The organism is Sphingobacterium sp., assembly GCF_032065005.1.
GTDB lineage: Bacteria > Bacteroidota > Bacteroidia > Sphingobacteriales > Sphingobacteriaceae > Sphingobacterium.
The window spans coordinates 30,927-55,645 of sequence record NZ_DAMBMM010000008.1 but is presented as its reverse complement, the minus strand read 5'-3'; the positions used below and the strand labels follow the sequence as shown (position 1 = coordinate 55,645).

Annotated in this window: 19 protein-coding genes and 1 tRNA gene; 11 read left to right on the top strand and 9 right to left on the bottom strand. The window is 40.5% G+C overall.

The annotated features are described in order from the left end of the window. Positions 1-32 precede the first annotated feature (32 nt). The 8 genes from RT138_RS13400 to RT138_RS13365 are packed head-to-tail and all read left to right on the top strand — an operon-like array spanning position 33 to position 12,236. Positions 33-4,133, top strand: coding sequence for a hypothetical protein (locus RT138_RS13400; RefSeq protein ID WP_313191103.1), 4,101 nt, complete (start codon positions 33-35; stop codon positions 4,131-4,133). A 46-nt stretch (positions 4,134-4,179) separates the two neighbouring features. Continuing rightward, positions 4,180-5,517, top strand: a complete 1,338-nt coding sequence (locus tag RT138_RS13395; protein ID WP_313191102.1) for a RagB/SusD family nutrient uptake outer membrane protein — start codon at positions 4,180-4,182, stop codon at positions 5,515-5,517. Between the two features lie 38 nt (positions 5,518-5,555). Further along, positions 5,556-7,067 carry a discoidin domain-containing protein gene (locus RT138_RS13390; RefSeq protein WP_313191101.1) on the top strand — a complete coding sequence of 504 codons (1,512 nt, stop codon included), beginning with the start codon at positions 5,556-5,558 and terminating at the stop codon, positions 7,065-7,067. 11 nt (positions 7,068-7,078) lie between these two features. Then, a complete protein-coding gene (locus tag RT138_RS13385; RefSeq protein WP_313191100.1) occupies positions 7,079-8,191 on the top strand; it encodes a TlpA disulfide reductase family protein in 1,113 nt (370 codons plus the stop codon). 23 nt (positions 8,192-8,214) lie between these two features. Then, positions 8,215-8,919 carry a DUF4369 domain-containing protein gene (locus tag RT138_RS13380; protein ID WP_313191099.1) on the top strand — a complete coding sequence of 235 codons (705 nt, stop codon included), beginning with the start codon at positions 8,215-8,217 and terminating at the stop codon, positions 8,917-8,919. Between the two features lie 31 nt (positions 8,920-8,950). Further along, entirely contained in the window at positions 8,951-10,048 is a 1,098-nt protein-coding gene (locus RT138_RS13375) for a TlpA disulfide reductase family protein (RefSeq protein WP_313191098.1), read from the top strand. Positions 10,049-10,050: 2 nt separating this feature from the next. Then, positions 10,051-10,989, top strand: coding sequence for a serine protease (locus RT138_RS13370; protein WP_313191097.1), 939 nt, complete (start codon positions 10,051-10,053; stop codon positions 10,987-10,989). A 2-nt stretch (positions 10,990-10,991) separates the two neighbouring features. After that, complete coding sequence (locus tag RT138_RS13365; RefSeq protein ID WP_313191096.1) at positions 10,992-12,236, top strand: thioredoxin family protein; 1,245 nt, start codon at positions 10,992-10,994, stop codon at positions 12,234-12,236. A gap of 117 nt (positions 12,237-12,353) precedes the next feature. Here RT138_RS13365 and RT138_RS13360 read toward each other — a convergent pair whose 3' ends face one another. The 5 genes from RT138_RS13360 to RT138_RS13340 all read right to left on the bottom strand — a co-directional run bounded on the left by RT138_RS13360 (position 12,354) and on the right by RT138_RS13340 (position 17,570). Next, positions 12,354-14,462: a S9 family peptidase gene (locus RT138_RS13360; protein ID WP_313191095.1), complete on the bottom strand. Its 2,109-nt coding sequence runs from the start codon at positions 14,460-14,462 to the stop codon at positions 12,354-12,356. Positions 14,463-14,600: 138 nt separating this feature from the next. Then, positions 14,601-16,094, bottom strand: coding sequence for a cell envelope integrity protein CreD (creD, locus tag RT138_RS13355; RefSeq protein WP_313191094.1), 1,494 nt, complete (start codon positions 16,092-16,094; stop codon positions 14,601-14,603). After that, complete coding sequence (locus tag RT138_RS13350) at positions 16,084-16,596, bottom strand: Coq4 family protein (RefSeq protein WP_313191093.1); 513 nt, start codon at positions 16,594-16,596, stop codon at positions 16,084-16,086. The genes creD and RT138_RS13350 overlap by 11 nt, the downstream gene beginning before the upstream one ends. 51 nt (positions 16,597-16,647) lie before the next feature. Next, positions 16,648-16,950: a transcriptional regulator gene (locus RT138_RS13345; protein ID WP_313191092.1), complete on the bottom strand. Its 303-nt coding sequence runs from the start codon at positions 16,948-16,950 to the stop codon at positions 16,648-16,650. Continuing rightward, positions 16,947-17,570 (bottom strand): hypothetical protein, encoded by a 624-nt coding sequence (locus RT138_RS13340; RefSeq protein WP_313191091.1) that lies wholly within the window; start codon positions 17,568-17,570, stop codon positions 16,947-16,949. The genes RT138_RS13345 and RT138_RS13340 overlap by 4 nt, the downstream gene beginning before the upstream one ends. 571 nt (positions 17,571-18,141) lie before the next feature. On the opposite strand from RT138_RS13340, the gene RT138_RS13335 reads away from it, so the two are divergent. Together RT138_RS13335 and RT138_RS13330 are read left to right on the top strand one after the other, a co-directional pair. After that, a tRNA-Leu gene (locus RT138_RS13335) sits at positions 18,142-18,223 on the top strand. Between the two features lie 72 nt (positions 18,224-18,295). Continuing rightward, the gene (locus RT138_RS13330; protein WP_313191090.1) at positions 18,296-19,630 is read left to right on the top strand and encodes a trigger factor; all 1,335 of its coding nucleotides are present in this window, start codon (positions 18,296-18,298) and stop codon (positions 19,628-19,630) included. A gap of 774 nt (positions 19,631-20,404) precedes the next feature. Here RT138_RS13330 and RT138_RS13325 read toward each other — a convergent pair. The 4 genes from RT138_RS13325 to RT138_RS13310 all read right to left on the bottom strand — a co-directional run bounded on the left by RT138_RS13325 (position 20,405) and on the right by RT138_RS13310 (position 23,813). After that, positions 20,405-20,620: a hypothetical protein gene (locus RT138_RS13325; RefSeq protein WP_313191089.1), complete on the bottom strand. Its 216-nt coding sequence runs from the start codon at positions 20,618-20,620 to the stop codon at positions 20,405-20,407. Between the two features lie 258 nt (positions 20,621-20,878). Further along, positions 20,879-21,535, bottom strand: a complete 657-nt coding sequence (locus tag RT138_RS13320) for a hypothetical protein (protein WP_313191088.1) — start codon at positions 21,533-21,535, stop codon at positions 20,879-20,881. A gap of 42 nt (positions 21,536-21,577) precedes the next feature. Then, on the bottom strand, positions 21,578-22,246 hold the full coding sequence (locus tag RT138_RS13315; protein WP_313191087.1) for a hypothetical protein: 669 nt from the start codon (positions 22,244-22,246) through the stop codon (positions 21,578-21,580). A 97-nt stretch (positions 22,247-22,343) separates the two neighbouring features. Continuing rightward, the gene (locus RT138_RS13310; RefSeq protein ID WP_313191086.1) at positions 22,344-23,813 is read right to left on the bottom strand and encodes a DUF3943 domain-containing protein; all 1,470 of its coding nucleotides are present in this window, start codon (positions 23,811-23,813) and stop codon (positions 22,344-22,346) included. Positions 23,814-23,979: 166 nt separating this feature from the next. Between RT138_RS13310 and RT138_RS13305 the strand changes: the two genes are divergently transcribed. Further along, complete coding sequence (locus RT138_RS13305; RefSeq protein WP_313191085.1) at positions 23,980-24,669, top strand: hypothetical protein; 690 nt, start codon at positions 23,980-23,982, stop codon at positions 24,667-24,669. Positions 24,670-24,719: the final 50 nt, after the last annotated feature.

Below are 24,719 nucleotides of genomic sequence, written 5' to 3'. Positions count from 1 at the left end.
GTACCAATAACCCTAATTACCAAAACCCTAAAATGAATAGAATCAAATTAGCTATTATCACTTGTTTGATGATGCTTTCCTTACCCTTGTTTGCTCAAAAGGTGACCCTGAATGAACGCAACAGCAAATTAAAGGATGTTCTGGAAAAGATTGTCGAACAGACGAATTATGATCTCTTTTATTCCACTGAAATACTCAAGAAATCAAAAAGAGTACGGATAAAAGTAACTGAGCAAGATCTAAGATCCGTATTGGATGAGATCTTCCAGCATCAGACCATATCTTATTCCATTGCGAACAATACCATCGTCCTGGTCCCTAAAAGACCAAGGATCGTGGAAACGGTCATTGAGGTCAACATCGATCAACTGACCCGTCCTAACCTGCCACGAATGGTCGAAGGAGAGATTCGAGATCAAGCCGGAAAGCCCATTCGAGGAGTAACCATTGTGAACAACAAAGACCCCAAAAACGTCAGGACCATATCCGACATCCATGGGCGGTTTAACATTGAGACCTCTAGGGGCGACTTGGTTACTTTTACCTGCCAAGGCTATAAGGAGAGTACGATATTGTTTCGTGGGGAAAGAAACATGCTCGTAACGCTGTATAATCAGGTATTGGCGGTAAACGAAGTAACGGTAGAGGCGCGCGTAAAGAAAAACCTGAACCTGAATACCCAGATCGATATGACCAACAGGTCATACATGAACCTTGGTCAGTTACTGCAGGGAACTGTGCCGGGATTGACCTTACAGGTCCTTCCATCTAACAAAAGAAAGATTGTCGGCATAACCGAAGTTGGAACTATCCAAACAGGTCAAGGCGGTGGACTTAGAAAAACCTATTATACACTGGATCAATTCCTCCAAAGGTTCTACCCGAATGGGCAGAGGATGATCGATGCTATCGAAAATAAGACCAGCCTTCCGGGGGGTGGTGATGCCGGTAGGTTTTTTATTGAGTATTCCAATCAAGCCAGTGTAACCCTTGTTCCGGAACTCCGTGGATCTGCAAGTTTTGGAAATACTGAAGGGATGATGGTCATTATCGACGGATTCCCAGTTGAGGAATTTCCAGCAGACTATCCAATGGCCAATGTCGAATCGGTTGAAGTCATCAAAGACCCAAAAGAACTGATCAAATGGGGACCTCGAGCTACTGCCGGTATTATCTTGATCAAGACCAAAACCGGAAGAAAGAACCAGGTCAACATAACATATAACGCCAATATGTACTTTAAGCCTGCTCCGAAATACGACATGGGAAAACTAGGGTTGGCTACCTCTAAAGATATCATCGATTATCTAAAAAGTGCGGAAGAAATGAATCTTGTCCCTGGAGACGGAGATTTTGAGAACCTGAATTTGGCAGAAAGACTTTTCGCTTGGCGTAGGGACAACAAAATTACCGAAGCAGATTTCAACCGTAGAATTGACTCGCTATCTGTCCTATCCAATGAAGCCCAGGTTGCTCATCTCCAACAGAACGTTATATCACAAAACCATTTGTTGACTTTCTCAGGAGGTACTCCACAGTATATGTTTACCCTGACCGGGACCTATAACAATTTCAAATCCCATGGTCTCAACAATAATTCCAACACCTACGGTGTTGACCTGAAAAATAATTTCAACCTGTTGAAAGGGAAGTTAATAGCAAACTGGCAAATCAATGCCAACCGGACAAATGCACAGGGAGGAGCCAATGAACTATCCATCTATAACCTTCCCCCAGCCTATCAGATGTTCCTTGATAGACAAGGAAACTATATCTATGACCAAAAGGTACTTGGTGATGTCTATAATAACCTTATCATGAGAAATGGCTATTTCAACCATGGAAGCAATATATTGGAAGACAACCGCTTGATGAATAGTCTATCCAAGAACACCCTGGTTCAAAGCCGTCTGGAAATGAAATGGGACCTGTTCAAGGGATTGCGTTGGGACAACTCGATATTCTATCGCATGACTCGCAACAACAATGACCGAATCACAGACCGACAAAGCAGCGAAGGAAGACAGCTCTTTAATAATTATGGCGCTCCAAACGATGGCTCGGTGGACTTCTATGTTCCCCCTGGAGATATCCTAAACAACAGCCGTGACAAGTATCTACAATGGAATATCCGCTCCGGCCTTAGCTACTCCTTAAAGATTGAGGAGCATACCGTATCCGCCAATATTGGTGCAGGTGGAGCAAATGAGACCAGGGAAAGACCGGGAAATGTTACCCGCTATGGATACAATAAAAATACAGGCAAAGGATCTGCGATCTTCCTGCCTGGCGGTGATCCGACCGGAGGTGTAGAAAACTTCAGAAGGCTCTATAGCAATACGGCCGCCTTGATCTATCCATTTGCTCTATTGACTCCTTCCTCTGGTGACACCTCGATCTTTAGGAACCTAAACTGGAATGCTGGAATCAGTTACGACTATAAAGAAAAGACCATACATTTCAATGCCAACTATAGCGAGGCTTTCAGCCCTAATTATGGAATGGAGAAATATGCAACAACAAGGACGTTTAATTCCATCGTAGGTTACCAATTCAAACATAAAAACCTTCCTGATTGGCTATCAGGAGTGATGGCATCTGCTGGTTTGATGGGAAATAAAATGCCTGATCTCCCTACGACGATTGGAAGTAACCGATACAGACAGGCAGAATGGAACAATTATGCCATCTGGGTAAATAATTTTATTCCCGTACCACAGGCAGGGCAATCCTCCTTCAATATTTTTGAAGAATTAAGATTGAATCTGTTTGGTGGAGGCCTCTCCGTTTATGGCCGATACAATACCATGAAATTGAGTGGTATATCCCCTAGCGGAAGCTTGACTGACTCCGCATCCTTTAACCAACGTAGGACCCTCAGGTATTTCAGTGCGGGATTAGAAGGATCTTTAAGGGAAGGAACGTTGATGTTCAACGGAACATTTGATCGTTCCCCAGAAGGGCAAAAGCAATTCAACGGAAATATTTCCTACGATATCAAGAAGGAATCCTATTTCACTTCCGAAGGGATCAGTACCTTAATGATTGGTGCTACCTATCAGGACCTTTCTTCCATCCAAGGTTTGGGATTGATGATGGGAACCAATAGCAGCGCGGGTGGAGGTTTCGGATTGGCGACCAACAGTACCTTTTCCGTTTTGCCTCCGAGGAATAAAAACATTGAAATCTATTTACAATTCGGTCTGAACAATGACCGCCATCGTATAGATTTAAGGTACTATAACCGGTCAGACCAAGGGATTACCAATAACATCCCTATTCCTACCGACCCTTCAACAGGTCTGGACAACCAGATTACCTTCAGTAACATTGTGAACAAAGGAGTCGAATTCTTCTATAAATCTGACATTGTCAGAAAACCGAAATTCAGTTATAGTTTCGCCATCAATGGAGCCTATAATTTGAATATGGCCAAGAAGATTCCAAAAACGCCATATTCTGCCAGCAGGCAATTTTTAACGGCTTTCCGCGAAGGTTATAGCACAACCAATGTTTGGGGATACCGATGGGCAGGCCTGAATGCAGAAGGTGCACCGCAAATCTATGATGCAAAGGGCAACATCACAGCCAATCCAGACTCTTCCGTTTTGGCGAACGATATCATCTACATGGGAGCCACTAGAGCGCCATGGACAGGAGGATTCATGCATGACATTACCTACGGCAAATTCTTCGCCCGTGTATCCTTTATGGGAAGCTTCGGTGGCATTATGCGCCGGTTCATACCGTCCAATTCAGGGGCTCAATACGAAAACTCCAACTTGATCAGCCAGCGTTGGAAAAAACCTGGCGACGAAGCTTTCACCGATGTCCCTGCACTGACCGATGACACAGGATTATCCATACGCAGTTTCTTGGCCCAGAACTCCAGCAACAGCTTTATGTCAGCCAATTTTATCCGCCTTCAGGAAGTAATGGTCGGATGGGAAATTCCGAAGAGCTATCTCAACGAAAAATATGTTAAGAGCCTCCGGATCTCAGCTCACATGCAAAATATTGCCGTTTGGGCAAAAAACAGATATAAATACGACCCTAATAATGTGGATACGGGCGGTAGACTTGGTTTACCTACTCCTATTCAGTATGGGGCTACACTAAACGTTATTTTCTAATCATAAAAACATGAAGACAAAACATTATTTTTTCATTCTGAGTCTTGTGATTATATATACAATTTCCTCGTGCGAGAAATTCTTGGACATTACGCCAAGTACGGGAAATGTAAACCCCTCTACCCTCAAGGACTTCCAGGAAATGCTTAACAGCGACTCCATTGCACGGTGTAATTTTATTCTTGCAGACCTCATGGCCGATGACCTCAGCTTTCCAGCCTTCGCCCGAAATGAATTCTATGGCAACAGCTATATGTATGCCCAACATATTTGGGGACCAGGCGAAATGGACTTCATGTACAAAAGTGCCTATGAGCGCATACTGCAAATGAACATCCTGATCCTAAAAGCCTCTGAAGTGAAACCGAAAAATGAAGATGAGAAAAAGGGTCTAGCAATTGCCATAGCACAGGCAAAAGTAAACCGCGCTTGGTATTTTTTACAATTGGCCAATATATATGGCCAGGACTTTACCAATGGCAAAGCTGCTACAGAATTGGCAATCCCAATTTCCCTTGTTCCAGATGCTTCCGTTAAGCCCAAAAGAGGAACGGTTCAGGCTGTCTATGATTTAGTCATTGCAGAATTAACGGATGCCATCGCAACGCCAGACTTCCCAGTTATGGGAAATACCATCATTCATCCCGGTAAAGCATCGGCCTTGGCCTTATTAAGCAGAACTTATTTGCTTATGGGGAATTATGCCGAAGCGCTGAAAGCTGCTGATGAATGCTTGGCTCTAAAATCTTCCTTACTGGATTATAAAACCCTGACAGCATCCCCATTAAAACTCTTGGATCAAAGCCGAAATCCAGAAGTATTACTTGGTAAAACAGGGGTAGACTATGATTTAAACCTGACCTATGCCTTTAAAATTCAAATCAGCAAAAGCTTAGATTCTCTTTTCACCTCCTCGGATTATCGGAGGAGACTCAACTTCGACTACTATGATATTTTTGCCAATGAAGATGGCAAATACCATTTCAATTATAGCATTGCAGTGCCTGAAGTTATGCTCATCAAAGCCGAAAGCCTAGCAAGGACCGGGAAACCTAAGGAAGCATTGCCCATTCTAAATCTCCTGAGGAAAAACAGAATTGAAAACGCTACAGACCTGCAGGTTGCCGACATAGAAATCTTACCGACGGTATTGCAGGAAAGGAGAAGGGAACTCTTCTGTCATGGTGGCTTGAGGTTATTTGATTTAAAAAGGCTAAACCGGGAACAAAGGTTTTTAAAAAATATTGTTAGGAGTTTCTATGATTCTGAAAACTACCAAGACACCACGGTTGCCATTATTAAGCCCAATTCTCCACGCTACTTAATGGAGATAGCTCCACTGATTACCAATAACAATAAAGATATCATACCAAATCCGAGATAAGGAGCGATTCAGATCAAGGAATACAATGCATTAATATCATGAATAGATTAATAAATATACTTTTTCGATATGGCCTTTCTGCCCTATTCATCCTCGTTGTCCTGAGCAACATCGTGGGATGTAAGAAGGATAACCTCGATTTATACCAAGAGGTGGCCAATGAGTTCAGCAATTACCTGAGCAGCAATATCGGAAATGCTACGGCCATGAAACTTGGGGACTCTGCAGTAAATAACCGAACCCTTGCTCCTGCTGGATTACCTGTATTATTGGAAAGCGTAGCATCTGGAGACATACAGGTTCAAGGGAAAATAGACCTTTCCCTACTCAGTATTTATGACAGTCTGCAGCATACCAAGTCACCTACTTTCCCAGTAGATGCCTTCAGGTTGGCCAATGATGGAAAGATAACCGTAGAGTCCGGTCTGTCTGAGTCAACCGATACGCTCAAGGTTGAATTGAATAACGCGACCCACCTCAAGCATAATGAAATCTACTTGATTCCCATTAAGCTGAAGATCCTTTCAGGAAACAGCAAATTGAAAAGCAGTTACATGTTTGTCAAGATGAAAGTATTGATCACTCCTTCTCTTGTAAGGTTCGGAGTATTCAAATTTGAAAATGGATTCCAAGACAATAAACCAAGAGGCTATTACTTTTTAAATGGAAACCAGTCCATCACTCGAATCAATGGCAAGGATAATGGAAACGAGAAATACATGTTTTCCGCAAGGATCAACCATCCGTTGGACATTGAATCTCAAGCTAAGATCCGTGTCAATACTTCAGACACTTTACAAACCTGGTTTGAAAAGGTTAAAAGGGAAAAATACATTCGAATTCCAGAAAGTGCCATCAAGATCCTGAAACCTACAGTGAAGTTTGCCATAGGGGAAACAGATTCGAGGGATAGTTTTCAGGTGCACATAGATTTTCAACAGATAAAACCATCGACCCAGACCCAAGTGGCTATCATTGAATTGGAAAACATTACCGATAAAAGCATGGTAGAACCAGAAAATGACCTAGGGTCCATGTATGCTTTCATCACCATAAACATTCAGGATTTTCAGACTGAAAATATTGCTTATCCACTTCAAACAGTGCAGGGCAATAAAATGGACCGCAGCTTATGGAAAGCACAGGCTGAAGTAAATGACAACAATAGGGATTTCCCTGCTACCAATCTCTTTGACGGCAAGATATCTACGATCTGGAAAGCCGCCGGATATACTCCGCAGGACTTGACCATCGACTTCGGTAAAACCGAAACGCTCAAAGGTTTTGTCTTCACGCCTTCTTACCTCAGTTCATACGATATCTATTACAACTTCGCCAAAGTTGAAGCCTATTCCAGCAATGATGGCAAGACCTGGAAAAAAGAAGGTGTCTTTATAGCGGGAGATGTGAATTATCAAAGCAACGCGGATAGGCCTGATAGGAAAAACTTAAAATTCATCAATCAAGTTACAGCGAAGTATATCAAGTTTACCATTATTGAAAGCTCTTTTGGCACCCCATATATTTCAGAAATAGAAGGTATAAATTAAAAATCACGTATATGACAGTTACATTAAATATTAGAAAAATCACCCCTTTGCTTCTATTAGTTGGTTCATTGTTTAGCCAAGAAGCGTTTAGCCAAAGCGAGTATGTGGTCAAAGGAAAAATTGAAGGCTGGCCATCCAAGTATATCCGCTTTGAGCGGAAGGGCAATTTCCCTGGAAAGGACTCTGTAGAAAATAAGGATGGTTCTTTCGAATTCCGTGGCAAGATCGAGGGGCCAACCAATGCTTTCTTGGTTTCCCTAGATGGGGAGGAACCTAAGTATAAATTCCTTTTTTTAGAACCCGGAAATATTGAAATCCATGGCCAATACGACAATCTGGAAGAGGCCAAAGTAACCGGTTCAAAATCCACTGACGAGTATTATGAAATCAAGAAAGTCCACAAGGTATTGGGAGAGCAGATCGACAGCTTATACCAAGTCTTAAACGGTGAAAATGATGAAAGTAAACAGAAAGGAATCAGCAATGAAATCAAAAGCCTGACCGAGAAAAACATCGAGATTTCAAAAACATTCATCAAAGAACATCCTGCTAGCCCAGCGACAGTCTACGAATTGGCAGGCTTAAGCCAGGAGCTGAACTACACAGAGCTCAAGAAGCTGTATGATGTATTGGACCCTAAATTAATTGCAAGTGTGCAGGCAGAGGATATCAATGCCTACATGAAAAATTTATCCAATATCGAAATAGGGAAAATCGCACCTGACATCGCACAAAAAGATACTGCCGGTAATACGATCAAACTTCAGGATTTCCGTGGCAAGTATGTCCTTATTGACTTTTGGGCAAGTTGGTGCATTCCTTGTCGCAGAGAAAATCCTAATCTCCTTGCGGCCTATAAAAATTATAAAGATAAAGGTTTCGAAATCCTTGGTGTATCCATCGACTCCAAAGCTGAAGAATGGCGCTGGAAACGGGCAATCGAAAACGATGGTGTCATTTGGCCACAGGTTTCCGATCTGCAAGGCAATAAGAACGAAGCCGCAGTAACCTATGCCGTTCAGGTTATCCCATCCAACTTTCTGATTGGCCCTGACGGAAAGATCATTGCCAAGAACCTTGTTGGAGAAAAATTGCAGGAAAAACTGAAGGAAATATTTAAATAACCATACACTTTAAGCTTAATTACATGAAAATTCAAACAATTCTATCTGCGCTATTCATTCAATTATTTATACTCACGCAACTCGGTTTTTCCCAAGATAACTTTACCGTAAAAGGTAAAATTGAAGGATGGCCAACAGAAACGGTCTATTTGGTCCGTCAAGGAAATTATCCTGGAGTTGATTCAGTAAGCACCACAGACGGCAGCTTCCAATTCAGTGGGAGTATCCCAGGTGCTACCGCAGCTTACCTGATTACCCAGAAAAAGAGCGGAGTTGCAAAATTATTGTACGTAGAACCGGGCAATATCACCGTTAATGGCAATTTCGAAGATTTTAAAAATGTGGAGGTCAAAGGATCTGCTACCTACAATGACTTTATTGAACTCAGGGAAGGTCATGAAAAATACGACCAGGAAATGAGCAAATATGTACAACTACAATTCACAACGGAAGACAGTACGGTACTGAAGCAATATTATAAAAGCCTAGATAGCCTAAGTCTTCTGGATATTGAATACTCCAAGGATTTTATTAAAAAACACCCGAACAGCATCGTTAGCTTATCGGAAATCCAAACCTTAAACAACAGCCTGTTGAACAGCGAATTGGTTGCTCTTTTCAATTCACTAAGCCTTTATATCAAGGAAAGTCCAGAGGGCGTTTTACTATCCGAAAACCTCCCATTGATGGGCAAGGATAAACAAGAAGAAGAAATTGAAGGTCAATGATCATTAAAGATAAAATTAGAACAACACAATCATGAAAATATACATCCAGACGATAACAGCTTTATTTTTAACTGCAGCAGTATGCTCTCCTCTTTTTGCACAAGAGCCTTTTAGCATCAAGGGCGAGATCAAGAATTGGCCCAGCAAATATATCCACCTAGAACAGCGCGGCGACTATCCAGGCCAAGATTCCACAGAGGTGGTCGACGGAAAGTTTGAATTTAAAGGAACGATTCCAGGACCAACCAATTCATTTTTGGTCAATAAGTCTAATGATAAAAGCACCGCTTTCTTTTTATTCGTCGAACCTGGAAACATTCAAGTCAATGGAGACTTCAACAAAATAAATGAAGTCCAGATTACAGGTTCTAAGACCTATTCAGATTACCTAGAAATCAAAGACTTTGAAACTAAATTAGCTGCAAAGATCAAGGAATTGGATGATCAATATAATAGTCCGCAGCCCAAGATTTCTCAAGAGGAGTATGACAAGCAAATGGATCAATTATATGTGAGCCGCAATGAATTTGCCGTATCCTTTATCAAAAACCATGGCAGCAGTGCCGTTTCGATAACCGAGTTATACAATCTTGTGGGAAGCTTGGAAAACAGTCAAATGAAAGAGCTTTTCCAAGGACTGTCCGACGAGCTAAAGCAATCTCCAGGCGGTGAAATGATCAATTCACTGATCATGCAATCTGCTATCGTTGACATTGGCATGCCGGCGCCTGATTTCTCCATTCCAGATACCGAAGGCAAAACGGTCAACCTTTCAGATTACAAAGGCAAATATGTACTGATCGATTTCTGGGCAAGTTGGTGTGCCCCCTGCCGCGCCGAGAACCCCAATTTAGTTGCTGCCTATAATCAGTTCAACAAAAAGGGATTCGAAATATTAGGCATTTCCCTAGACAAAAAAGAAGCGGAGAAAATGTGGCGACAAGCAATCGTTGCGGATAAACTGACCTGGAAACAAACTTCCGACCTTACTGGTGTGGATAGTGATGTGGCTAAAATGTATCATGTGGTACAGATCCCGACCAATTTCTTGGTCGATGCAGATGGCCAAATCATAGCTAAAAACTTAAGGGGCGAAGCTTTAATCAAAAAACTCGAAGAACTGCTTTAACCATGAAATTGTTTCAAACACCGTTTTTTTTGGCTTTGACCCTGGCTCTTGCAATCTCCTTTTTTCAATCGGAAGTCAATGCGCAGGACCAATCAGACAGCATTTTCACGAATGATGCGCTATACTACAAGGGCTTGGAGGAAAAAGTACTGGCCGCCTTTAACGCGCAGCAAGGTAAAACCGTTCCTCAACTTCAGTTAGAAGCCAGATCTTTAAAAAATGAACAAGCTTTTTCATGGAAAATAGAAGGAAATCCTTCAACAGAACCGTTGAAACCTAAGGATCTATTTCGAACAAAAAAATCAACAGTCTTTTTGATGGGTCGTTTGAATCAAAAGGATAGAAATGATTACCCATATGCAGATCTATTTGCGTCCGCTTTTGCCATCAGTTCCGATGGAATCTGCGTAACGAATTATCATGTACTCGGGGAATTGATCCATACAGATAAGCCAACTGACTCCTTGCAACTGAGCCAAGATCTGAGTACCTATTTTATCGAAACCATAGACGGCGAGGTATATGTGATGGATAAGCTATTGGCCTTTTCTTCCAGTAATGATGTAGCCATTTTTAAGGTAAAAACAAATGGAAAGAAATTACCTTTTATTCCATTAGGTCCTGTCCTATTACCTGGTGAACCCGTTTATATCATTTCCCACCCTGATCATATCTACTACTATCTGAGTGAAGGCATCGTCAACAAGAACAGCTTGATGTTGAACCCTAGGACCCCTGGAATCCGTCAATATAGAATGACCATCAGTGCAGACTATGCGGTCGGTTCAAGCGGTGCTCCTATCCTATCAGAGGCTGGCAACCTGGCTGGTGTGGTTTCTTCTACCCAGACCATCCCTTCGGCAGCTCCTGAAGGCAACAAACAACAGATGGTCATGAAAAATGCAATTTCCGTACGTGCTCTAAAGCTATTAATCCAATAATCATGAAAAGATTCATCCTTATATTATTCTTGCTACCAACCGTTCTCTTTGCTCAGGAAAAAGGAATAAAATTCAGCAATGACCTGAATTGGGCAGAGGTTAAAGAAAAAGCCAAGGCGGAGAACAAATACATCATGATGGATTGCTACACCTCTTGGTGTGTTCCTTGCAAGATCATGGAACAACAGGTTTTCACAGACAGTAAAATTGGGGAGTACAGCAACCAAAACTATGTGTCTGTCCAGGTGCAATTTGATGATGACCCTCAAGCCAATCCAATCAAAAAAGAATGGATGAAGTTAAGCAAGGAATTTGACAAAAATTATCAGGTGGATGGTTACCCTTGCTACCTCTTCTTCAACCCAAATGGCGAATTAGTACATAAAGCCTATGGTAAAAGAGAGATCAGCAATTTCCTAAGCCTATTAAAAAAGGTTCCAAATCCAGATTTCCAGTACTACACTTTAAGAAAAAAGTATGAAGCGGACAAGCAGGACATACAGATATTAAAAAAGCTATTAAATGCTTCCATGGAGGCTGAGCCTGAAGACAAACAGGAATTGGTCAGCGCTTATCTTTCACAGAAACCAGCTATTGAAACGGAAGCCGAAGCCAAGGTCATCATGGATGTAACCCGTTCATCCCATGACATCGGCTTCCCCATACTTTTGAATCAGGCAAAAAAAATTGACTCTTTGTTAGGAGAAACAGCGGCCGAGGATCTATACCGAGGAATAATAAATTTTGAAGATGCCGCTAACAAGCTCGGCCGCAAATCTCCGATGGGCTACTATATCCTGAACAGCAATCCGGATTGGTCTGTCTTTCAAGACTCTTTAACAGCAAAATATCCTACACATAGCACTGAACTGTTGGATTTTATAAAATTAAATTTTTATAAAAATGGTTTCCTGATGCAGGATTATATCCCTGCCCTGAAAGCCTATATTGAAAAATATGACAACAGCATCAGTGATAGAATGAAAATGGAATATGTGGGTGTTTTTGCAAAGAGATCTCAGGAAATTGAACTGATCAAATACCTATTGGATTGGTCAAGGGATGCCTTTGAGAAATCCGAAGATGCTGAAAATCTATCCAACTACGCTTTATTAAACTATAAAGTGGGAGAAAAAGAAAAAGGGATATCCTTAATGGAAAAAGCAATCACGAGAGCCGAAGAAAACCAGCTCTATGATTTGAATGAAAATTTAGACCTGATGAAGAAAGGTAAAAATATTCTTTAAATGTTGTTTATTAAGTAATGAATGAAAAAGCAAGTTATAGATCCTATACTGTCTCTTGTTTCTGTGCATTCAAAAAGCCGATTCAAATTTGAATCGGCTTCTTTATTTTTTATCTTTTTATTTTTTCAAGGTTTCATCCAACCATCCGAAAAACTCCCTTTGCCATACCTGTGCATTATGCCCTGAAAGCACCCAATGGTTTTCATCTGGTAAATAGACCAATCTACTTTTCACGCCTCTAAGTTGAGCTGCTTGGAAAGCTTCCAGACCTTGCCCGATTGGAACCCTATAATCTTTCCCGCCTTGGAAAATCAAGATCGGCGTATTCCATTTCGAAACCAATGTACTTGGATTGAATTCGGTATAGGTTTTCTCATTACCTTGTTCCCAATAAGGCCCACCTAATTCATAGTTGGCAAAAAACAGTTCTTCTGTCGTACCATACCAAGATTTCATATCAAATAATCCACAATGTGAAATAAAGGATTTGAATCGACCTTCGTGCACACCTGCCAATTGAAATACGGAATAACCGCCATAACTAGCTCCTACGGCTCCGATCCTATCTTTATCAACATATGCTTCCTTGGAAAGGTCATCGATTGCTGATAGGTAATCTGCTATCGCCTGACCACCCCAATCCTTTGAAATCTGCTCATTCCATTTCACTCCCCATCCAGGCATACCACGACGGTTAGGTGCGATGACGATATAGCCCTGACTAGCCAATAACTGAAAGTTCCAACGGAAGGAATACGACTGTGTAACCGCACCTTGTGGACCTCCCTGACAGAATAATAGGGTTGGGTATTTTTTGCTAGGATCAAAGTTCGGTGGATAGATCACCCAGGAAAACAGGTCTAAACCATCCGATGCCTTAGTAACCCTGGCTTCCACCTTGGTATCAGCAACCTTACTGTACAATTGATCATTGACAGAAGTAATTGGATTTAATTTTTTGGATTTGAAAGCATAATGGTATACTTCATTGGCCCTTGTCATTTTTGATAAGGTAACTACCAGACCGTCCTTGGTTTCTCCCACGATACCGTTGATATCAAATTCTCCATCTGAAATCTTATTGATAATTGGCAATGCCCTATTCTTCAGGTTGCTTGGGATCAATAGTTCAAATATCTGAACAGTACCTTCGGTTGGGGCCAAGAAATAGATTTTTTTATTGTCCTTGCTCCATGTGTAAGAGTTTATCGTGCCATCCCAATGAGCCGTCATGTTCAGTTTGATTCCGCTGGCAGGTTCGATGATGTAGATATCATTTTTGTCTGACTCATAGCCATCTGTTTTCATGCTCATCCAGCTCATCAATTTTCCATCAGGGCTGAAGTTCGGATTATTGTCATATCCGTTCATCCCTTCGGTCAGATTGCTGGTCTGTCCTGAAGCCAGGTCGTATCTGTAGATATCTGTATTGGTACTCTGTGCGTACTCCGTTCCAAATTTCTTCTTACAGACATAGAGTACGGATTTACTATCTGGAGTCCATGCAAAATCTTCTGCTCCCCCAAATGGCATGGTAGGCGAATAGAAAGGCTCATCAGCTAAGATATCCTTAGCCTCCCCAATTTTTCCATTGTCATAACTAGCGATAAATGGGTGGTTGAATTTTCCATCATTCCAGGTATCCCAGTGTCTGTAATCTAGATTGTCATAGATATACACATTGGATTTTGGTAGGTCCTTATATTTATCGGTACTATGGTAATCTTTTAAGAGAACCTGTTTGCTGAACAAGATATGCTTCCCATCAGGAGAGATCTTCACATTTTCCAAACCACCTTCATGATTTGTCACTTGAACGGCATTTCCGTCTTTCAGGCTTTTTTTCCAGATCTGCCCTTTGAACATATAAAGGACATCATCCCCTTCTACCTTAAGTACAGACTCTCCACCAGCCTCGGAGGTGAATTGCTTGGCAACCCCTCCTTTTACCGGAATAACAAAAAGATCCTTCTCGGATTTGTTTTCATCAAACTGATAATTCGATACACCATAAATCAATTGGGTGCCATCTGCTGAAAGTCCTTCTCCCGAAACCCGGCCCAATTCCCATAGTTTTTGGGGACTAAGGGGTTCCACATTTCCTGAACGTCTGACGCGATCTTCTACTTTTGGTCGCTCCACCTTTTGGGGAACTTCTTTTCCTTCTTGTGCAATAACCATATTATTGATCAATAAGAGTGCTCCAATCCATGATATCTTATGCATATAAAAAACGATTTGCCTGCCAATTTACTAAAGTTGACAGGCAAACCGAAATCATTACCTAATTTACACGACTGGCTTTCCAAAATAAGAGCCAAATGCTCGTGAGGTACATTCTTATGGATGTTCTACTTAACCTTATCATTGCTTTTCAAATTGATACCAGTTAATTTTTGTTGAAATACGCATTAATACCGCCAAGATGATGAATAGTCCAATGGTTCCAACGATTAATGAGTAGTCACGTAATTGAAGAAGTACGAAGATAAAACTATAGAATAGAGCTAATATGGCGGCAAAGTTCAAGGCCGATTTCATATCCTTGGTTATTGCTTTGATAAACGATGAAATCAGGATAATTGTTGCAATTGCTGCTATTAAATATGCAAAATTAAATCCAATATGTTCCGAAATCGCCAGTAATAAGGCGTAGAACAGTACCATGGCAAAACCGATCAATACATACTGAATGATATGCACACGCTGTTTCTTGATGATTTCCATGAAGACCAAGGAAACAAAAGTCAATGCGATCACCAAAGCACCATACTTGGTTACGCGAGTTGTTTTTTGATAATTATCGACCTGTGGCAAGAAGTTTACCTGAACCATGTCATAATCGTTAGCGGTCAGCTGATTGTCTGTGCTAGCGCTCTGTGGTTCTGGAAAGGTGCGTGCAGCATATTCATTAGGATGTGCATCTTCGTCAGAAAGATCGATACCTTGGAAGTTATAGATCTTATAAGGCTCTCCGGTCCATTGTTGGGCCTGTTTCCTGCTGTAATCCGGAATGGTCCAGTTGGCTTTAAAGCTTTCTCCGACTTCACGCTCATCCGGTAAAAAGTTACCATTGAAACTCGGGTTTGCCCAATTTCCATTTACATTGATCTTCGTGTTTTTTGCCAACGGCAAGAAATTTAATGACTTGGATCCTTTCAGGTCAAATGTGATCTCAAAAGGTTTGTTCAAGGACTCATTGTTTTCTAATGGCAGGTCAACCGTTAAATTCTGCTTGAACAGATCGATATCCAGATCATATTTCCCCATTTCCATGGCTTTACCATCCCATTTAAAGGTTGGATTTTCTGATAGTCCCTTCACATCCTGTATACCGAAAACCAGTTTGGCGTCCTGCCATTTCAGATCAGCAGGCAGTACCTTTAATTTACTGAAATCAAAGGCTTCGAAATTCCCCTTAATATTGATCTTTGAGGTATAGACAATGGCTTGATAGATACCACGCTTTAAGGGTTCTGGTTCTACAGTAGCTGTAATCTGTGTCTGGTCTGCCATCATAAAGGCATATTCGGTCACTACTGTAGTGACCAACGTACTGGTTCCAGTACCTTCGCCATCACTTTTCATCCTTTCCCTGACCACCTCATATGGAACGGCTATGATTGGACTTGTGATCACTTGGTCCATCCCCCATTTCCTCGCTATCTCCGTAGATACATTCGTCTCCCTATTGTTGCGCTCTGAAATCAGGTCTCCGATCAAGCCCAATGGAATGAGCAAGATTAACATCAGAAAGAAAATGACAAAGATCTTAACGATCAATGAAGACGTGATTTTTTCGATCAGGGATTTTTGAGAACTGTTCTCCAATCCCTCGTTAGTTGAATTATTTTCCATGTTGAATAGGATTTACTTGTAGTTGTAGTTTTAATTGTTTTTTATCTAGTGTTTGTTGTAATGTGCTCAGTGATTCTGTGAGGAAGCCCTTAAATTCTATATGGTGAAATTTTTGCATGGCCTTCCCTTTTCTGTAAGAAGACCAATAATGTGCGCTATGTTCCGGAAATATAAAGGTTCCGATAAAGATCATGGCCAGCAGGTACAAACTCAGCTTTCCATTTCCGAACAGCAGATATTGCATGGCAATTTCATCGTTAATCTCTGTTCCAGTTTCTGTGATCAGATGAAAGACATCATGATTCTCCAATTTCGGCATGACGTCAAAACCTTTTTCTTTGTAGAACATCCCTAAGGCATAGCCTAAACTCCCCTCCGGATATTCCAAAAACTCTTCTTTCTTGATTCCCCAGGCTGGCTTATATCCCTTAAACAGCTCTGCATACAATTTGGATGACCAATTGTACAGGAATAGCATAAATTTCAATCTTAATCCTCTCATATTTTTATCTATAAAGTACTTTGTCTTTCAAAGTAGATGAACAAAAAAATTCTATCTGTACTGTTGTTTGATGAGGCTCTCCAAGGCAATGATATGATTTTCAAATGCTTTAGCGCCTTTATCCGTTTTACTATAACTTGTATTCGGCTTACGATCGATGAATGTTTTGGTCACCAAAATATAGCCTTCTTTTTCAAGGTTCTTCAGGTTTGATGCCAGGTTACCATCGGTCACCTCCAACAATTCCTTTAACGAATTGAAATCATAGGAATCATTGGCCATCAGGATACTCATGATTTGCAGCCTGACCCTATTTTCAAAAACCTTGTCATATAATGTTAAATCCAAGCTCACTTTCTTTCGTACTTTTTATGGACAATTAACCCGTAAACGATATGTAGAACACCAAATCCTAAGGCCCAAAACACGACGCCATATCCAGGGAAGGCCAAAGCTAACAAGCCTAATACAATTTCCAAAATTCCAAGTACCCTGACTTCCCGAAAAGTGAACACACTGGCTGCCGCTAGCGACAGTCCATAAAAAATCAGCAATGTGGAAGCTACCAAACCGACCACACCTTTACTGATCAGGATGATCGAAAACAGTCCTCCTGTCAGCAATGGGATAGCCATCGCTTTCAATAACGCTTTACTGGTCGGGTTCCAGATGCTCTGTCCGGCTTTCTTGGCTTTTGCTCTTGCCATAATCACCCCTACCGTTACGGAAATCACCAGGACCAAAATGGCAATGATGATCAATTTATATAGCACCTGTTCATCCAGCACATAATAGTCACGGTATCCAAACAAACTCTTGGTTCCATAAACCACAAAATATGCAGCTGCTGATCCCAATAAAGCTAAACAACCGATCAATACGCCTGAAAGTCCACTGATGGACATAAATTTCGATGATTTCTCCATCATGGAGCGGATCTGGCCTATTTCTTTTAAGATATCTTTCTGGTCCATAAAAGTACTTTGTGTTTCAAAGTAAAGGAGAAAAAAGTACTTGCGCAAATATTTTTTCAATTTTTTTATAAAGCCTCCCCCAATCCATCAATAAAACCAAGTTCTTGAAAGTCGTTTTTTTATCCAATTATTGATCTTAGGCCTTCGACCATCACTTTACCCTTGTTCGAGACATATTCGGAAAATTCGGAATGTGTCTCGAATGAGGTCAAAATATGCTCCATTATCCTGGTCAGGATTCTTGAAGGAATTCTTACTTCTATAGAATAGTGTTTATTGATTTATTATATAAAAGGAATATGAGCCTCCCCTCCTTCGCGTTTTTTTGGAGGATGTCCTTTTAGTTTTCCATAATTATAAAGACCGAAAGAGGATGTTTACCCATCGAAACCGCTCCAAAAGCAGCATAATCTTCCCGTATTTTGAGTTTAGCCTAGGCTGTTTTCAATATTTTTTAAAAAATTAGGCTTTAAGAAACAAAGAGTTACAAAAAAACACAGAAAAAAGAGAAGAAAAAGCTTGACATATATAGGTTTGGTTTCTATCTTTGTGGCTCAATAAAATCCTAACTGCGGAAGTGGCGTAATTGGTAGCCGCACCAGACTTAGGATCTGGCGCCGCGAGGCGTGGGGGTTCGAGTCCCTTCTTCCGCACTTGATGTCCTCCTGAAAACAAAATATCAGGAGGACTTTTTTTTATTAATTGCGAAAAGCTAAAACAAGAGTATGAATATTTCACACCAGAACATTGATGACATCAACGCTAGTATCCAAGTGGAAATAGCGCCTGAGGACTATAACCCACAGGTTGATAAAGCAATTAAAGACCAAGCAAAACAAGCTAAATTACCAGGATTCCGCCCAGGAATGGTTCCTACTGGACATATCAAACGTATGTACGGTAAAGCGATCTTATTTGATGAGATCAATAAAATTATCAATGATAAAATTGCTGAATACATCGGTGAGCAAAAACTGGAAGTATTAGGCCAACCTCTTCCTAAAGAAGAAGATAAAGACGGTCAATACAACTGGGATTTCAAAGATACTTTTAAATTCGATTACGAGATCGGTTTAGCTCCTCAGTTTGACATTCCTTTCTCAGCAGAGACGGAATTCACTGAATACGACATCAAAGCTGATGAAGCAACGCTTACTGAGCGTATCAAAAACTTACGTCGTAGCTATGGTAAAATGACCAACCCCGAAGTTTCTGAGGAAGGTGACGTTCTTTACGCTGAATTGAAACAAGATAAAGAAGACGGTATCGAAAAAACAACTTCAATCCGTACGGACATCATTGAAGATGCCAAAATCAAAAAATCATTGGTTGGCTTGAAAAAAGATGATACTGCAAAGCTTGATGTAAAGAAAGCATTCAAAGTTGCTGACCTTGCTCGTATCTTAGGTATCACTGAAGATGAGGCTGAAAACCTAGACGTTACTAAATTCGAATTGACGGTTAAAAACATCAATAGATTAGAAGAGTCTGACTTGAACCAAGAGTTCTTCGACAAATTGTTCCCTGCTGGTGAAGTAACTACAGAAGAGCAATTCAACGAAAAAGTAAAAGAAGAAGTTGAAAACCTATTCAAACAAAACTCAGCTCAAAAATTACGCAACGATATGTATACTTTCGGTATGGATAAAGTTGACGCTAAATTCCCTGAGGATTTCTTGAAAAAATGGTTAAAAGCAACTAACCCTAACTTGGATGCTACTGAAATCGAAGAAGGTTTCGAAGATTTCTTGAACAACCTGAAATGGACGATCATCGAAAACCGCATCGTTACAGCAAACAACTTAGAAGTAAAATATGATGAGGTTGTTGATTTGGCTAAAGAACGTATCTACGCGCAAATCAAAATGTACAACATCAACGAAGAGCCAACTGATGAGCAATTGCAACAATTCGCAATGCAATTATTAGGCGACAGAGAACAAGCTAACCGTTTGTTCGAAGAAGTAAAAGCTTTAAAAGTGTTCGATCAATTGAAAGATACAGTGAAAATCAAATCTAAAAAGATCGATTTCGACAAATTCGAAAAGCTTGACAAATAAGCATTACAAGAATTAGTTATAAAATAAAAAAAGGTTAACGGAGCAATTTCGTTAACCTTTTTTTGTAGTATTTAGTAGTAAGTATTTAGTATTTAGACTCGGGGGGGCTTTAAGCGAAGGGAATCGGACTGTAGGTTATTTTGAACCAGGATGCCCCTCGACGCAGATCGGGGTACGGGATGGGAGGATGGGCCAAGATTTGGATTTGAACCAGGATTTAACAGATTCGAGGATAGACCATGATTTGGATCAATTTGTCTCTGGAAAGTCCCCCATACGCCCGCCCATACAAACATAAAATAAATATCAATTCTGATTAAAGAAATTCCTCGATATTCAAATTATCGTGCGTACAATTTCCACAACCCAAACCCCCAGCGGGGGTGACATATTTGTAGAATTTGGATGTTTGCAATGGCGAACCCCTGGAAGGGGTGAAATATTTTTCAATAAATCTTTTTAAAGAGGGAAAATAGTTCTTTCGCTGAGCTCAAGATGACAACGACCCATAATAAATCGAATAAACAGATTCTTCGTTTCACTATGAATGCCTCTCTAGTACATTTCCAATTCTGAACGCTTAGTGAAGAATCTGTACGATTCTTCTTCCCCCGCACACAGGTGCTGTCATGCTGCACCGAAGATGCAGGAACTGTACGCCAATGCAATTATTCAACCTTACAAATAGAATTTTTGCATTGTTCCGAGATCCTTCCTCCGTCAGATGACAAGTTGAATTTCAATTGATACTCTTCGTTAATTTTGAATCGCAAATTAACCAAACCGACGAAGGAGCTCACGGATACCAATCATCTTCGTTACTTTTGAAGCCCAAAAGTAACCAAAAGGCTTCGGCCCATTTAAGGTGGCTTTTCGCACGGTCATCCGCACATGGACAAGAATGCCTTGTTGTCGGGGATATCTTCCTTCAAAATTCTCCCTTTTGATGGAGAATTTTTTGAAAGCATCCCAAGGCCAATCCCATCGCACGGGGCATCGGCATTCTTTCCATCTCTCCGCCACTGGAAATGAGCCGGGGGCTAAAGGGCTTCCTTCGGAAGGATTGATGTTTGTTAAATTACCGAACCCCTGAAAGGGGTGAAATCTTTATAGAACCTGGATGTTTGGAATGGCCAACCCACAGCGTGGGTGAAATATTTTTCAATAAGGATATATTAATGCTTCAATGAAAAATCTATGAAATTAAAAATGAGGAACAAATATATTTTACCTAAATATATATTAATATCAATGTTTAGCAGATGACATTATATTCCACTGAAAGCCTACTTTCAGGTATAGTCCTAAACCCCAGATTCCTTGGGGAGCTTTCATACAAATAGGTCCCATTTCATAATTGAAACTAAAGTCTTTGCCAATATCTCTGTTTATTCCCCAAGTTGCAGCGAAACCTGTGGCTATACCTTTATCAAAACTAGGTTTTTCTTTTGCTTCTTTCTCTCCCACCGTTGTATCAAATGTCCAGCCTGCCATTAAGCCTAAATAACGAAGAGCGAGGAAATTTGATGAATTATTTTTAATGGATTTGCCATTTTGTAATCGATTTGAAAAACCATAATATTTCTTGACCGCTAAGGACCAGGTCGGCATCAACACTATTGTTCTATTATAATGATTCCAACGCTCCTTGTCTCCTATTGGTAAAGCATGAAAGCGTGTTAAACCTCCTAATGTAAGACCTGCATGCATCTCGAGGACAGCATCTTGAAAAACTGGCTTTTCAAACTGATATGCTAACATGGGTTTTACGATATTCGCACGGATACAATGATTCTCTACAACATATGAACGGAATGAATCATGATCAAGTGCATTGGTTTCTTGAGCATGGGCAAATGATATAATAAACAGGAATAGCAGAATAAATATTAAAACAGATCTCATGGGTTATAAAAATATCTTAGGATTAAATAATAAACCAATTTTTTAAAAGGTCTTTGAAAAACCTACATGAAGCCAGAAAGAAGGCGCTATTTCAGAATCCAAATTATAGACTAAACTTGGACCGGTCTCCAGATTAAAATTGAAATTATTACTGAGGTCTCTGTTCATCCCCCACAAGGCTACTAATCCCACTGCAGTTCTGCTGCTGAACTGTGTTCTTTTCGACTTTTCCGCATTGATGTTTTTAGTTTCCTTATTCCATCCAAGCATAACACCGTATAACCTTCCACCAAAATAATTTGCACTATTATTCTCAATGCTTTTATTTTTTCGGAGCCTATTTTTAATATTATAAAAATGCTTTACCCCGACAGACATTTGTGGCATTAAAGCGAAAAACCTAGCATTAGTCTTAAAATCTCCATATTGATCTATTTCAAACGTAAGTTTACTTATTCCAAAGCTAACAACAAGCCCCGCATTGACATCAAATACAGTTTTTGGACCAATTGGTTTTTCGTGTTGATAAGTTAAGCTTGGAACAATTAAGGAAAGTCGTATACTAGAGGTTGGTTTAACCAAATAGGCAGAATCAACTGCTTTATGTTTGCTAGAGTCCTGTTCTTCGGCATAAGTTGAATAAGAAAAGATAGTTAGGATAAATAAAAGAAGAATTCCCCTACTCCAGCTGCTTAGTAAAGATTTAGTCATTGTCTATTTTTAATTTGCAGCAAAAATATAGCTAACAAAATTAAAAATATAGAACAAAATTATACTTTAATAAAAAAGTATGTTTTTTGTGTTAACCTTAGAAGAAAATATTATACCCTACTGACAACCTACCATAAGGATATTCACGATTAAAGTCTGGATATTGCTGATCATAGAAATGACCTTGGAGATTGAAATAACCAGAACTCAAGTTGATGGACCAACGTTTATATAATCTCAGGCTGGCTTCTACGTTCAGTCCGTGGAGGACATAGTATGAATCCGTACCCGAAATGGTAAAGAACACGCCACCATTATAGTCAGCACTTAGAATAAAGCGATCTAAGAGCATCAAATCTCCACGGAACCTATACGATGCTCCGGGCCCATAATTGTAGTTTCTACTGGCTCCATATAGCAAATATGGATCAGGAACTGCGGCCAATATCACCGCTCCCGCTCCTACAGACAGGTTCAAGCGATTGCCTTTTTTATATCTGAATTCAGATAGCCAATTATAGTTCAAACTTTGTCCTCCGTAAAAAAAGGCATCGTTGTTATAGAAGTCATAATGGGCATTCAGGGTACCATAATGATCCCCCTTTTTAGACTTAAAGAATTTTGCACCATAAAGTAGGGCATGTACATTGACCCCATTGATAAATGAACTGTCCCCATTCCCCAATTCTAGGTTTACAGAGAACTGGTCAAAAGGTCTTTTATAGTTATGGTCACCATTGCTATAGATAAATCGCAAGCGACCGTAAAAAGCATTCTTTCCTTCATTCAGGAAATCACCTTCCTTGGCATCAAAGCGTCGCACTCCTAAATCCAGTTCCGCCTTGATGACCGAAGAGTCAGCTCCATAATAATCATCGATCGGTTTACCCCATTTACCATCTAAAAAGCGATTCAATCCGTTGATAGGATTCACTAATGTCGCTACGATTTCATTTCCTATCCTATTATGGTCCGTACGGTTTCTCGCAAGGATATTGCGGGATACCCGATGCATCATCTCCCCCATCAATATCCCTCCAAAGGTGGTATTGACTAAATCGTTGATGGAAGGGTGCTGAGTTTCGCCTGCGGTCTCCCATATATAACTTCCGGCTACCGTGGCAAGGGAGGATTGGTAAAAGTTATAACCATTACTACGAAAGGCATTGAAATAAATCTGTCCATGGAAAGGATGGTCAATCTGATTGGTAGTAAATTGGTTGTCATCCCAATCCCAGGCACTAAATCGCTGATGGTCCAAAAAGTTCTGGAAACTGATATATGAATAAGGATCTTTCGTGATAAAACGGTTGAAAGAAGCGGGTAAAGCTTGGGCCAAAAACCATTGTGTTCCTGCACGCCAAAATTTCTTTTCCCTCTTTGGGTTTAGGTCCCACTGCAAGGTATCTTTTAAAAAAGCAGGTTCATCGGGAATGACAGCTAGGCTGTCTTTTCTAAATTGGATCGTATCAGTAACTGATTTGGTCTCTACCTGAGCTAGTGACTTGAATGTGGATAAAATTAAGACCCACGACAGAAGAAATAGTGTCCTGTGATTTAGTTGCAATGTAATAGAAGTTAAATTTGGCGTAAAATTAATGTATTAGCCTGAAAGCGAAAACTCAAATTTCGATTCCTACCCATTCGTGACAAAGCGTTTTTGTCAGGTTCAAAACAGTTTGCTCTTTAAATGGTTTTAATTATATTTAAAGGATAACCAACAGAATCACAACATGAAAAGACTATTTTTAAGTTTGGCCATTCTGCTGATGGGTTTTGCAGTCATTGCTCAATCTAAGCAGCCCCTACATGGAGCTTACCTCGCAAAAGATGGAAATGTCAATCACCTATGGCTATTTGTAGATGGCTATAGTTCATATATCCAATATGAGGACAATAAGTATATTTCTACCTGGGGAGGTCCATTTAGCACATCAAACAATGGAATACAGGTAAACGTGGAATATAATGATGCCAATCCAGCTGAGATAGGCACTGAAAAGGCCACGAATGCCCAATTGGATGGTAAAGGCATCAAAATGGGAAACCTGAACTTCGCGAAACAAACTGCCAATAAACAGGATTTGGATGGGCTGTGGCGCATAACCGGTAGAAAAGAAAAAGATAAAATGTCGACCATCCCGCGCGGGGATAGAAAGACCATTAAAATATTGGTGGATGGCTTTTTCCAATGGATTGCCATCAATCCTGCTGAAAAGGGATTTTACGGCACAGGTGGAGGAAAATACAGTTTCAAGGATAAGAAATATACCGAGAACATCTTATTCTTCTCCAGAGACAATAGCCGTGTCGGCGCTTCCTTGTCCTTTGATGGCGAAATCAAGGATGGCGCTTGGAACCACAGTGGCTTGAGCTCCAAAGGTGACCCTATCTTTGAGATCTGGTCTAGGGACAATAAATAGAAATTTATCATAAAAAGAATCGGGGCCTTCAAATGAAAGCCCCGATTCTT